The sequence below is a fragment of the Photobacterium gaetbulicola genome, from assembly GCF_003025515.1.
Classification (GTDB): domain Bacteria; phylum Pseudomonadota; class Gammaproteobacteria; order Enterobacterales; family Vibrionaceae; genus Photobacterium; species Photobacterium gaetbulicola.
Genome location: NZ_PYME01000003.1, coordinates 215688 through 228389 on the forward strand (window position 1 = coordinate 215688; position 12702 = coordinate 228389).

The following is a 12702-nucleotide window of genomic DNA, read 5'->3' on the forward strand; positions in this document are numbered from 1 at the left end:
GTTTATATTTGTTTCTATGGTGCTTTTCATCAAATTGGAGTTTAGATATGAAAAACGAAGTAATGCTATTTTTGGAACGACACCCGATTCGGACTTTTGAAACTGAAGAGATTTATCTGAATAGGATTACCGACATTGCGGTTAGAGAAAATTTGGACCTTACCGACTTTTTTCTTGTTTTAAGTGATAAGTACCCTCATTGTTCGAATCAAATTGCAGAACTCAGCAGTAAACTATCAGCCAATGACTGAGTCTTGTGGGCTATGCTCATAAGTTATTAGTGCACTTCACACGGTTTGGTTTATTACAAAGTTCGCCACCACAAGATCTCTACTTAATGATGCATGTTATAAACAATGCAGCCAGTTTTCCGCCGAATACCTACCGTAGCCGGAGAAAATGAGCCTGGTGGTGGCGCTGAGAAACGAGTGACACAAACCAGTAACTCCCGCAGGCAAGCAATGAGGCATACAGCGGTGCCTCTACCCACCCCAATTGGAATTGCCAAAATAGCAGGCAGCCAGAGCAGAAGCCAACCAATATGGAGGCGAGTGCTGCGTAGATATTGGTGTCGATTACCTGGGCTAGCAGTGTCGGTGCCACTAACGCTGCCATCAAGGTACCCGACCCAAGGATCGCCAGCATCGATAACATGAATGGCGGTGCAACGAGCATCAACAGGAACCCGGCCAAGCCCAACAGGATAACGGCTAGCCGGTTGAGCCGCAGCAGTTGGCGGTGATTGAGGGTGCAGTTGGGCCAGAGGGCTTGCCGCAAATCATGGGAAACCGCGCTAGCTATCGCATGCAACACCGAGTTCGCGGTGGATTTCATGGCGAACAGGATAAACAAGGTGACGATAGCTGAAACTGTGGGTGACAAGAACAGCAGCAGGAAGGTCGGCATGGCCTCGTCCGGTGTGGCCAAGTTGGGCACCTTGAGCTTGACATACAGCCCTGCAATGGGAACCAGACTGAGCAAACAGGCGATGGGGGTCATATAAGCCGCGACATGGTGAAGCTTGGTCGTTTTGGCCAGCGCCATAAACCGGATTGACATATAGGGTAGGGTGGCGCTGTAGATGAATGCATAAGGCAAGACTAAAAACACATGCCAAATGGATCCGCCATAGGGGCCGGAATCTGCGGGGGCAAGTAAGGCTGGGTCGAGGGCATTGAGTCCATCAATCAGTTGGCTGGGTGACAGGTCTGCAAAAATAGTGATCACAATAATCAAGGCCGAAACGCACATACCGATGACCATAAAACAATCGGTGAAAGCGACGGCTGCCAGCCCGCCAATCGAGGTGTAAAGGATAATGATTGCCACCATCAGCAACGACGCAGTGGTGACATCAATCCCGAGCCATTGCCCTGCGAGAAGCCCCAGCGCTTTGATTTGCCCAATGAGGAATACCAGTAATAGCAATACGGTGATAATGGCGGTGATCGCTTGGGTGAGCCGTTTGGCGGGCTCTGGACCATCGTGGCTGGAGGCGATGTACTCTGGAATGGTCAAGCTACCTATTTTGCTGGCGCGTTGGTGTAGGAACCGGGCACAGAATAAGACCGCGAATACCATTGCTGGCGCGAAGAAAAAATTCCCCAGTAGCTCGATGGCGCCGTATTTGTAGGCAACACCCGGCGAACCCATAAAGCCCCAGCCGGAAAAGCCGGTCGCGACGATTGTTGCCGCTCCCACGAAAGGGCCAAGGGTGTTGGCGGCTAGTAAGAAGCCGCCTTCACTGTTACCTTTGCGGACAATTTTATCGCTGTAGAGTGCGAGCCCGGCCATCACGATAACGGTGATGAGCAAAAGACTCCAGTTTAGCCAGGCGTTCATGTCCGCCTCCTAGTGTTCAAATTGCGCTTGCTTAGGTAGCTGATGCTTCTTCCGCATGCCGATAACCACTTCTCCCATACCGCCTCCAATCACCAGGATCCCCCCGATGGCTTGCAATAGGGTCAGCGATTCGCTGAACAGTAAGATCCCGATCCCTGCACCAACCACGGTTTCTAAATAGGACACACACGCCAGCTCTGCCGCTTTCAGGTGTTTGGCGGCAATGGTGAGCAGGGATAGGGCGCCAAAGCCGATAAAGAATCCCATCGCCAGCAACCAGATCCACGAGGAAGTATCCATTTCTGCCAATGATGGCGGGCTGATAATGAAGTAGATACCGATGGCGACAGCACCAAATAGGAAGTTGAAGAACGAACGGACATCTGAGCTGACATCCGAGCGATAACGGCTGAGGAACAGGTACAGACCATAGCCGACGCCAGAGGCAAGTCCAAGCATGTCACCAATGAAGGTCTCTCTCGAAAAGGACAAGGTAATGACTAGGCCGGACTGACTGTCGTAGCTGATGATGCCAATGACAAACAGGCAACCGAGGAACACCGCACTCAGGAGCATGGCTGTGAGCCGTGAAATGCGTTCTTTGAGAAAGATAGCGGCAAGAATGGTAGAAAAAACCGGGCCGGAGTAGATCAGGAATACGGCATTGGCCAAGGTGGTATACTGGGTTGCTGAGACATAGGCGGCAAGGCAGAGCCCCAGACAGGCGCCGCTGGCGATGACGCTCGGGGTGAGTTTGGTTGAGGAAAGCAGAGGAACCTTCCGTTGGTATAAAAGGATAGCCAAAATACAGATAGCCCCGACAGTCATGCGAGTAAAGGCTATGACATCACCGGAGGTATTGATGTTGCGGGCAAATAAGCCGACAAACCCCATCAGCGTCGCAGAGACGATCATGGTGCTATATCCTAACGTCTTGGTATTCATTTTCACTCCTTGGTGTCATGCTTGCAGTTCGGCGGGGTTAAGTGCCCTCCCCCGGTCCACTCGAGGTAGCCGAAAATTGTTGCGACTAGGGCGCATAGTGTCGCCATCGCAATAATAAAGGCATCAATGGACCAATAACCCGTAAGCATGAGCTTCCCCTTCAGTTGATGTGGATGAACTCGATATATCGCCAGCTGATATATTCTGATTACTCAATATAGTGGCGTTTGGAAGGGAATAAACCAGTGAAAACCTGCTGTAAAATTGCTGATTGCTGCCCTAGGTAGCCGGATGTGATTTTGGTTGGAAACAACTCAATTTAATGGGGCTCATGCGTGCAAAACGAGAACGAGAAAAAGCCCGACGGTGCGGCCGCCAGGCTTTCTGGTGTATAGCTGTGATTGTTAAACCACTTGCGTGGTATCCGCTACCACCTTGTTGGTTTGCTTAGCGTCGCGGCTTAGCGTTTTACGATCCAGATGGCCACTCAAGCGGGTTAGCAGCAAGGCAACAATCACAATCGCAGCACCGGCCCAAGGGGTATGCATCAGGCCAGCTTGGGCGACAATGTGGCCACCGCCCCATGAACCCAAGGCAATACCGATGTTGAAGGCCGCGATGTTAAGGCCAGAGGCGACATCGACTGCATCCGGGCTGACTTTCTCTGCCAGTTTGACTACGTAAACCTGCAGGCCCGGTACGTTACCGAAGGCAAATGCTCCCCAAACCAAAATGGTTGCGACAGCAGCAATCGGGTTGTACGCGGTCACACTGAATACCAGTAAGACTGCCGCTAGGCCGGTGAAAATAATGGTCAGGGCTTTGATTGGGCCCATCTTGTCGGCCATTTTACCGCCCCAGATATTACCGATAGCCACAGATACCCCGTATACCAGCATGATCAGGCCAATGGCACCGGCGTTGAAACCAGACACATCTTCCAAAATAGGTGCCAAATAGGTAAAGGCGGTGAAAGTACTGCCATAGCCGAGTGCTGTGATGGCATATACCAGCAGCAGGCGAGGCTGGGTCAATACTTTAAGTTGCGACGATAGCTTGGCCGCTGGTGGCTGCTTGAGGTTGCCAGGGACCAATAATGCACTGCCAATCAGGGCAATTAGGCCAAGCAGGGCAACAATTAAGAAGGTTGCCTGCCAGCCAAAAGTCTGGCCGATATAGGTACCCAATGGGACACCGGTTACCAGGGCCACCGTCAGGCCGGTAAACATGATCGCTATGGCACTGGCGGCTTTTTCTTTCGATACCAGCCCGGTGGCGATGGTCGAGCCAATGGAGAAGAACACCCCGTGGGCCAGGCCTGTTAGGATACGTGCCAAGACCAGGGTGTTATAACCCGGGGCCTGCCATGCCAGTAAGTTACCGGCAACGAACAGGCTCATGACCGATAACAGAACCACCTTGCGGTTCCATTTGCCGGTCAGGGCAGTCAGTACCGGGGCGCCAACGGCGACACCCAGGGCATATAAACTCACCAGCAGGCCGGCAGAAGGTAGTGACACATTGAGGTCGGCTGCCATGGTTGGGATCAAGCCCACGATGACGAATTCTGTGGTTCCGATAGCAAAGGCGCTTAGCGTCAATGCCAATAGTGCTAAAGGCATAGTCTTTCTCTCTATTGATGTAATCAAACCGCCGCTACGACCTTGTTTAAGGTCTCAAGGTTTTAAGGTCTCAAGGTTTTCAGCTTTATCGCTAACCCTTCGCGGCACTCTCTCTGTTGGCAGGCATTATTCAAAAAAACGCTATTTCCAAAAACAGCACCTTTTACAAATGATTTTTGCTATAAATGAAAAAATGCGAAGGTGATAACAAATGTTGGAAGGAAAGGGGTCATGCTAACGCGCTCTGATGATTTGGAAATTTTACTGACCGTGGTCGATAGCGGCGGCTTTTCTGCGGCGGCCGAGGCGCTGGATATCCAGGTCGCAAGGGTCTCCCGGGCGGTGAGCAAGGTCGAGAAACAGCTCGGTGTGTCTATTCTCAATCGTACTACCCGTAGGGTAGAGCTGACCGATGAAGGGCGGCAGTTCATCGAGACGGTGAGGGTGGGCTTGCAGCATATCCAGCAAGCCGAGGAAGACATCATGCAGCGCGGTGAGTTGCCCAAAGGAAGGCTAAGGGTCGATGCGGCCAGCCCGTTTGTGTTCCACCAGCTGATCCCGTTGATCCAGCCTTTCAAGGAGGCATATCCGGAAATCGAGCTGGAGCTGACGTCCAATGAAGGCTTTGTTGATTTGCTGGAAAAGCGCACTGATGTGGCGATCCGCATCGGCAAGCTGGAGGATTCCACCTTGCATGCCCGGCCACTCGGCAGGAGCCCGCTGTATATCGTTGCTGCGCCGGAATACCTGGCCAAGCGCGGGATCCCCAAGCAGGTCAATGAACTTGGCCAGCATGACTTGATCGGTTTTGCCGGGGCCAAGATCCTCAATCGCTGGCCGCTCAAAGGGTTGGATAGCATCACGCCTTCAATGATCTCGAGCAACGGCGAAACCGTCCGCCAGCTGGTGCTGGCGGGCAATGGTATCTCATGCCTGTCGGGCTTTATGGTCAACAAAGATTTGGCGGAGGGGCGCTTGGTCTCTTTGCTGGAATCGGAGAAGCTAGCCAATACCGGCCGCGAGCAGGTTAATGCCGTATTTTATAAGTCATCCTCGGTTGCAAGGCGGATCTCGGCCTTCATTGATTTCATCCAGCCGCAGCTGGCGTTGTAGACTTATACCCAATCCACACCTAGAACGGATAGTGGTTGAAAACATCCTCAATCATTTTTTTAGGGGAGCGCCATTTTCATCGTCATCCAAGCCGTTGACTCGGGCATAGGTGCGAAGCCCTGAGCCCTGAGCCCTGAGTCTTTATAACATCTGCTCACTGGTCACCAGCTCAACTCGGGTCGAGACCGCATGTAAGGCGATGTTGTGGATCATCTCATCGACTGTGGTACAGCAGTCCATCAGCATTGAAACTTTGTACTTCTCTGCGGCTTTGGAGATAGCGGTGTGGGTCACGCAGTTCTGGGTCATCATGCCGCAGACCAGCAACTCATCGACACCTTGGCAGCTCAGTACCTGCTCAAGGTTGGTCTGCTCGAAGCTATCGGCAAAATGTTTGATCACCACTTCACCTTGTGGGGCTGCTGCCAGGATCTCCGGGTGGATCTCGGCACCTTGGGTGCCTTCATTAAAAAAAGGTGCCAGGCCCATTGCCGGATCAGCGAGGTGCTGGATATGGATCACCGGGATGTTTTGCTGGTTGGCTTTTGCAATAACTGTTTTGATATTGGCGAGGGTTTGCTCGGTATTCCACAGCGGGAATTTACCGCCTGGGAAATAGTCATTCTGTAGGTCGATTACAAGTAGCGCTTTCTTTGACATAGTCGGACTCCGGTTGCGAACTGTGATGTCTAAACAAGGGGTTAAACAATGAATATGGAGCCAGTATAGGGATTGATCTGTGTGTTTCTCAGTGACTAAAATGACATAAAACAGGTTAAAACTGACAAAGAGCCTTTCCCCATGAATTCTGATGTTATTTCTATCGCCATCGTTCAGTACCCCAACAGCCTACGCTCGGCGGTATACGGTCTGGAGGAGCTATTTGCCATGGCAAATCATGCCAGTATAGAGCAGGGGATAGATGTGGCCTTCAAGGCTGAGGTAGTAGCCTTTGATACGCCAAGCATGCCTGATCAGGCCCCCTCGGATAACAAGGACGCAGGCTATGCGGTTGTGATATTGCCGCCGAGCCAGCTTGGCGATGATTACCTCACGCCGCCACAAGCGTTAATTGAATGGCTGGGTAAGCAGCACCAACAGGGCAGTATTTTGGCATCCGCCTGCGCCGGGGCATTTATTTTGGCCCGAACCGGACTGCTGACAGGTAAGCCGGTAACAACCCATTGGGGGCTGGCGCAGGCATTGCACCAGCAGTTCCCGGAGTTACAAATGGCGACGGATAAGATCCTTGTCAACCAGGGCGATGTGATCACCGCCGGAGGGATGATGTCGTGGCTTGACCTGGGGCTGGAGGTCGTCTCGCAGCTGGGTTCGCCGGCACTGATGCGGTTGGTGGGCAAAATGCTAGTGGTCGATACCGGCGCCCGCGAACAGCGCTATTACCAGCAGTTTGCCCCTAGTTACCTGCATGGGGACACAACCATTGTCGCGCTGCAGCACGAGCTAAATAAACGTTACAGCCAGACCCAGAGTATTGCAGGTCTGGCGCGCAGGGCCAACCTGACCGAACGCACTTTGCTGCGGCGTTTTGTCAAAGCGACCGGTTTCAAACCCACCGAGTACCTCCAGCGCCTGCGGGTACAGAAGGCCTGCGAACTGCTGGAAACAACCACTGAACCTTTCGAGTCCATTGCCCGCCAGATCGGTTATGAGGATGTCGGTGCATGCCGCAAGGTGTTTATCAAGGTGATGGGGCTGAGCCCTGGCGAATTCAGGAAACGCTTTGTGGCCAATCGTACAGCTTAAATAGGCCGTGTTGATTATTTCATTTTCTACAAAAGTTAATTGTCATTCTTGCTATCAATGAAAAGCTCACCACTTGGTAGACTGCCCCCATTCTAATGTAGAGGGCAGCAGTTATGACCAAGTCACTATTCCAGCCGATGACACTCGGCCGCCTTACCCTGAAAAATCGCATTGTCATGCCTCCGATGACACGCTCACGCGCCAGCCAACCGGGCGATGTGGCCAATGATTTGATGGCAACCTACTACGCCCAGCGCGCCAGTGCCGGCTTGATTGTTTCTGAAGGGACCCAGATTTCATCGATGGCCAAAGGCTATGCCTGGACACCGGGTATCTATACCCCGGAGCATATCGCTGGCTGGAAAAAAGTTACCGATGCAGTCCATGCCAAAGGTGGCGCTATCTTCGCCCAGTTATGGCATGTCGGCCGTGTGACCCATCCTGACAATATTGGTGGCGAGCAGCCTATTTCTTCATCGGCGATCAAGGCAGAAAACGTCAGGGTATTTATCGACAACGGTACCGATGCTCCGGGTTTTGTCGATGTGGTTGAGCCGCGAGAGATGACTGTCGGCGAAATCAAGGACGTTGTCGGACAGTACCGCCAGGCAGCCATCAATGCAATCAAAGCTGGCTTCGATGGTATCGAGCTGCATGCTGCCAACGGTTACCTGATCAACCAATTTATCGACTCAGAAGCCAATAGCCGCACCGATGCCTATGGTGGCTGTCTGGAAAACCGCCTGCGCTTTTTGGATGAAGTGGTTGCCGCCATGGTTGAAGCTATTGGAGCTGACCGTGTGGGTGTTCGCCTTGCACCTTTGACGACGCTTAACGGCACCGTTGATGCCAACCCGCAAGAGACCTATACCGCCGCTGCAGCGCTGCTTAACAAGCACAATATTGTGTACTTGCATATTGCCGAAGTGGACTGGGATGACGCGCCAGATACGCCTAAGTCATTCAAGCAGGCGCTGCGTGAAGCTTACCAAGGCGTACTGATTTACGCTGGCCGCTACGATGGCGACAAAGCCGGGCAAGCCATTGGCGAAGGTTTGGCAGACATGATTGGCTTTGGCCGTCCCTTTGTGGCCAACCCGGATCTGCCTGCCCGGATTGAAAACGGTTACCCACTGGCCGCGCATGACCCAGAGACCCTGTTTGGCGGGGCTGAAAAAGGTTTGATCGATTACCCAACTTACCAGGCTGAAACCAGCCCAGAGTGTGTTTAAGTTTTAGCTGGAGAGAAACAATGCTATTTGAATCATTTAATTACGGCCAGCAGTCGTTCGAAAACCGTATTGCTATGGCGCCAATGACCCGTTCGCGTACCTCGCAGCCGGGTGATGTGCCAAACGATATGATGGCAACCTACTACAAGCAGCGTGCCAATGCTGGTTTGATTATCACCGAAGGCGCGCCAATCTCTGCGGTTGGCCGTGGTTATTCGATGACGCCGGGTATCTATACCCAAGCCCACATCGACGGTTGGAAAAAAGTCACTGAGGCTGTACACAGTGCTGGCAGTAAAGTTTTTATCCAGCTTTGGCATGTAGGCCGCCGCAGCCACGAAACCATCGCCGGTGAGCAACCGGTATCGGCATCGGCGGTAAAAGAACCCGATCAGGTGTTTGGCCCATTGCCTGAAGGCGGCTTTGGTATGGTGGAAACCGGTATGCCACGTGCTTTGGGCGAGCAGGATATCCAAGACACCATTGCTGATTTTGTCCAGGCAGCCAAAAATGCGATGGAAGCGGGCTTTGATGGTGTTGAGATCCACGCCGCCCACGGTTACCTGATTGACCAGTTTATGCGTATGGCAAGTAACCAGCGCACAGATCAGTATGGTGGTAGCCAGGAAAACCGCATGCGCTTTATGCTCGAGACAGTTGAAGCGGTTGCCAAAGAAATCGGCAGTGACAAGGTCGCTATCCGGGTGTCACCGCACGTGATTGAGGGCTATGCCGAAGAAGATCCGGAGATCATTGAGCTGACGCTTAAAGCGTTGGCAAAACTGGCACCGATGAACCTGGCCTATGTCCACTTCTCGGAAAACATTTCGCGCTATGTCGAGGCGCCGGAGTCATTCCGCCAGCAAGTGCGAGAAGTGTACCCGAACCCTATTATGGTAGCGGGCAAGCTGACCAAGGAAACAGCCCAGCAACTGCTTGATAAGCAATATGCCGACTTGGTGGCCTTCGGTACGCCGTATGTCACCAATCCGGATTTGGTACAGCGCTTCAAAAATGACTGGCCGCTTACCGAGTTCGATGCCGACGCTCGCTTGACCCTCTACGGAGGTGATGACAAGGGCTACATCGACTACCCTGAGTACCAGCCCAGCCGATCTAGCCTGTAAATGTAGCGAGTTAGGGCGGAAATCAGCGCAATTTTTTGCGAGTAGGTTTTACGGAATATAAATGGGAAACGGCCCCAACCATTGATCGCCAATGGTTGGGGTCTTTTTTGTATTTGAACCGAATTAGCTGATGGTCATCTTGAGCTCATGCTCCCAAGGTGGATAATGCCAAGGCGGATGGTGTTCATTGAATAGGGCTATCTTGGGTGGATTCGGTCAAAAAAACTGGAACGATGATCAAGGTGATATATGGATCGTTACTTGATCATCGTTCCGGGAATCGTGCCCTAGCCGTTGTCTTTGGGAGCCGTGCTGCCGCAGGACTGGCGGATCACTAGTTTCGGCGGGATGATGATCCGCTTTTGGGGGTCGGTATTGCCGCGGATACGCTCTAGCAGTGCTTCGCCGGCACGGCGGCCGATCTCCCGCGCCGAGACAGAAATTGTTGTCAGTGCCGGCTACATTGCCTATGCCGTGGGTGATCGCCCTGCCTTGGCCCCGGGCCTTATTGGCGGCTGGATTGCCAACAACGGCTCGTTCTATGGTTCGGAAGTGGGTACAGGCTTTATTGGTGCCATTATTGCCGGCTTGCTGGTGGGGTATTTCATCCGCTGGGTCACTAGCCTGAATTACCCAAAAGTGATGCAGCCGCTGGTGCCGATTATTATTGCGCCATTATCCGGGACATTCTTCATCGCGGTGATTTTCATTACCCTTATCGGTGCGCCGGTGGCGGGAATGATCGACTCGATGAATGCCATGCTGGTGAACATGAGCGGCGGTAACATCATTATCTTAGGAATGATCCTCGGTGCGATGTCCGGCTTTGATATGGGGGGCCCGGTCAACAAGGTGGCTTTCTTGTTCGGTGTCGGCATGATTGCTAGTGGCCAGACCCAATTTATGGGTGCCTTGGCTTGTGCCTTCCCGGTCCCGCCGTTGGCGATGTGGATGTCTACTGTTATCGGCCGCAAGATGGGGCTGTTTGACCAAACTGAAATCGAAGCGGGTAAGGCGGCAGGGGCGATGGGCTTTGTCGGTATCGGTGAGGGAGCTATCCCGTTTGCCGTCCGTGACCCACTGACCGTTATCCCAGCCAATGTCATTGGTAGTATGGTGGCCTGTGTGATGGCCTTCCTGTTCGGCATTACCAACACCGTTGCCCACGGTGGCCCGATTGTGGCGCTGTTGGGTGCGATGAACAAGCCGGTTATCGCTGTAATGTGTATGATCGTCGGTGCTGTCGTGACCTGCCTGATCACGGTAACCCTGAAGAAATACCGCTTGGTAAAGTCACAAGCGGGTGAGCTTCAGGTAAGTTAATACTTACTGTCAAACCAGCCAGCACCTTTCAAGATATGCGGGAGCCTAGTGCTCCCGCATTTTGTCTTATGCTTTCTCTTGGAAAGTCACCTGGTACTCACCGATGCCGTCGTATTTGATGGTCGTTGGTTTATCAAACCCGACTTCAACAATCCCGCAGTATGAACCGGTGATAATGGCTTCACCTGCCGCGAAATGCATGCCACGGCGGGTCATGTAGTTGATTAGCCAGTACACTGGGTTCTGCGGTAGCGAGTTCGGGTGCTCTCCCGCGAACGTTTGTACTTGCTCACCTTGGCTCACGCTGATATCAATCTTGGCTGCTGCGAATGCTTGTTCACGATCGATCTCTGGGCCGATAAACATCCCTTGGTTGACCAGGCAGTCTGCCAGTTTCTCGAAGAACTCGGCACCGCTGTCGTCGGCAAAGCGTGCCTGCATCAGCTCCAGTGCCATGTGGCATGGGCCAATTGCATCATTGATTTGTGCTTCGCTGTAACCTTCAGGGTTCGCTGGTAGATCCTTGTTCAGGATAAAGGCGATTTCTGGCTCGATGCGAACGACATTGTTGTCGGCGAACAGTGCACAATTGTTACCTTGCTGAGCTGCTCCTTTTTGAATGGTATCGGCAAAGATAGGGGCTACTACAAATTGCTCGTCTGAAATCGGTAGTAAGTACTTCCAACCACCGACTTTGTCGGTGTGTTGGTCAATCATCGAAGATTGGATTTTCAGGGCGTCATCGACGTTGGCTGGTCGCTGCTGCTCGTCAAGGCGAGGCGCTTTGGTGCCGGCTACGCGGCGGCTGAGCAGCTCGGTGGCTGCCTGTTCGAAGTTTTTAGTGGTCATATTGTATTATCTTTTGGAGGTATCCCTAAATAATATAGGGAATTGCTAAGGTTGGGTAGTGAAATCCATTTTGCAGGCGGTGCGGTAAAAAGACTCTGTGATGGTAGAAAGGGGGAAAGCCATAGGCATGAACTCTTCTCTTTATTGCCGTTTGATACCGTTCTAGGATGCCTTATCAAATGATTTAGTAGGTAAGTGCCATGCAAAAAAACGCAGCCATCTTTGATATGGATGGGGTGCTAATTGACTCCGAACCTTATTGGCGACAAGCTCAGGTGGACGTATTGGCCGGCTTCGGGGTGACAGCTACGGCTGAGGATTGTATTCGCCTGACCATGGGCCGCCGATTGGATGACATTGCCAAAATATGGTGTCAGCACTTTAGCCTGGATATACCATCGGAAGAACTGCAGGTTAGTATCATGCAAGCCGTTGTTGCACTTATTCGCCAGCATGGAGAGCCGAAGTTAGGGGTTGTATCACTACTACAAACGCTGCAGGGTGCCGGGGTGAAAATTGCGCTGGCAACCTCATCGAGCAGGCCGATAATTGAGGCGGTGCTTGATACCCTGAATATCCGCAAATATTTTACGGTGGTTTGCAGTGCAGACAATGAAGAATACGGCAAGCCCCATCCATCCGTGTATCTGACAGCAGCTCAAAAATTGGATGTTGCTGCTAACCAGTGTGTGGTGATTGAAGACAGCGTGACAGGTATGATTGCAGGCTTAGCGGCAGGTATGACGACGTTTGCTGTACCGGACAGTATTGATGATCCTCGTTTTGCCGTGGCAAATGGGACCTTTTCCTCTTTAGTGGATCTTGAATATCATCTGAAAAAAACGGGTGAAATAATGGAGAGCATGGCAAGGTAGCCCATCT

Annotated in this window: 13 protein-coding genes and 1 pseudogene; 7 read left to right on the forward strand and 7 right to left on the reverse strand. The window is 52.3% G+C overall.

Annotated features, from left to right (window positions below):
• Positions 1 to 47 precede the first annotated feature (47 nt).
• Entirely contained in the window at positions 48 to 251 is a 204-nt protein-coding gene (locus C9J03_RS03755) for a hypothetical protein (RefSeq protein ID WP_039457594.1), read from the forward strand.
• Positions 252 to 381: 130 nt separating this feature from the next.
• Here C9J03_RS03755 and C9J03_RS03760 read toward each other — a convergent pair whose 3' ends face one another.
• From C9J03_RS03760 to C9J03_RS03770, 4 genes are all read right to left on the reverse strand, one after another.
• Positions 382 to 1842 (reverse strand): sodium:solute symporter family protein, encoded by a 1461-nt coding sequence (locus C9J03_RS03760; protein ID WP_044621751.1) that lies wholly within the window; start codon positions 1840 to 1842, stop codon positions 382 to 384.
• A 9-nt stretch (positions 1843 to 1851) separates the two neighbouring features.
• Complete coding sequence (locus tag C9J03_RS03765) at positions 1852 to 2787, reverse strand: DMT family transporter (RefSeq protein WP_044621752.1); 936 nt, start codon at positions 2785 to 2787, stop codon at positions 1852 to 1854.
• Between the two features lie 2 nt (positions 2788 to 2789).
• Entirely contained in the window at positions 2790 to 2936 is a 147-nt protein-coding gene (locus tag C9J03_RS26620; RefSeq protein ID WP_162845544.1) for a hypothetical protein, read from the reverse strand.
• A gap of 255 nt (positions 2937 to 3191) precedes the next feature.
• On the reverse strand, positions 3192 to 4409 hold the full coding sequence (locus C9J03_RS03770) for an MFS transporter (protein ID WP_044621753.1): 1218 nt from the start codon (positions 4407 to 4409) through the stop codon (positions 3192 to 3194).
• 231 nt (positions 4410 to 4640) lie between these two features.
• On the opposite strand from C9J03_RS03770, the gene C9J03_RS03775 reads away from it, so the two are divergent.
• Positions 4641 to 5522 carry a LysR family transcriptional regulator gene (locus C9J03_RS03775; RefSeq protein WP_044621754.1) on the forward strand — a complete coding sequence of 294 codons (882 nt, stop codon included), beginning with the start codon at positions 4641 to 4643 and terminating at the stop codon, positions 5520 to 5522.
• A gap of 141 nt (positions 5523 to 5663) precedes the next feature.
• Here C9J03_RS03775 and C9J03_RS03780 read toward each other — a convergent pair whose 3' ends face one another.
• Entirely contained in the window at positions 5664 to 6182 is a 519-nt protein-coding gene (locus C9J03_RS03780; RefSeq protein ID WP_044621755.1) for a cysteine hydrolase family protein, read from the reverse strand.
• Between the two features lie 141 nt (positions 6183 to 6323).
• Here C9J03_RS03780 and C9J03_RS03785 point away from each other — a divergent pair, with 141 nt between their 5' ends.
• The 3 genes from C9J03_RS03785 to C9J03_RS03795 all read left to right on the forward strand — a co-directional run bounded on the left by C9J03_RS03785 (position 6324) and on the right by C9J03_RS03795 (position 9648).
• Positions 6324 to 7289 (forward strand): GlxA family transcriptional regulator, encoded by a 966-nt coding sequence (locus tag C9J03_RS03785; RefSeq protein ID WP_044621756.1) that lies wholly within the window; start codon positions 6324 to 6326, stop codon positions 7287 to 7289.
• Positions 7290 to 7402: 113 nt separating this feature from the next.
• Positions 7403 to 8521: an alkene reductase gene (locus tag C9J03_RS03790; protein WP_044621757.1), complete on the forward strand. Its 1119-nt coding sequence runs from the start codon at positions 7403 to 7405 to the stop codon at positions 8519 to 8521.
• 20 nt (positions 8522 to 8541) lie between these two features.
• Positions 8542 to 9648 carry an alkene reductase gene (locus C9J03_RS03795; protein WP_044621758.1) on the forward strand — a complete coding sequence of 369 codons (1107 nt, stop codon included), beginning with the start codon at positions 8542 to 8544 and terminating at the stop codon, positions 9646 to 9648.
• Positions 9649 to 9935: 287 nt separating this feature from the next.
• On the opposite strand, the gene C9J03_RS26990 is transcribed toward C9J03_RS03795, so the two are convergent.
• The gene (locus C9J03_RS26990; protein WP_338064686.1) at positions 9936 to 10100 is read right to left on the reverse strand and encodes a substrate-binding domain-containing protein; all 165 of its coding nucleotides are present in this window, start codon (positions 10098 to 10100) and stop codon (positions 9936 to 9938) included.
• Between C9J03_RS26990 and C9J03_RS03800 the strand changes: the two are divergent.
• Positions 10090 to 10971, forward strand: a pseudogene (locus C9J03_RS03800) (PTS fructose transporter subunit IIC); the annotation flags it as partial. The gene C9J03_RS26990 and the pseudogene C9J03_RS03800 overlap by 11 nt on opposite strands.
• A gap of 66 nt (positions 10972 to 11037) precedes the next feature.
• Here the strand turns inward: C9J03_RS03800 and C9J03_RS03805 are convergent.
• A complete protein-coding gene (locus tag C9J03_RS03805; protein WP_044621759.1) occupies positions 11038 to 11820 on the reverse strand; it encodes a hydratase in 783 nt (260 codons plus the stop codon).
• Between the two features lie 200 nt (positions 11821 to 12020).
• Between C9J03_RS03805 and hxpB the strand changes: the two genes are divergently transcribed.
• A complete protein-coding gene (hxpB, locus tag C9J03_RS03810) occupies positions 12021 to 12695 on the forward strand; it encodes a hexitol phosphatase HxpB (protein WP_044621760.1) in 675 nt (224 codons plus the stop codon).
• Positions 12696 to 12702 lie beyond the last annotated feature (7 nt).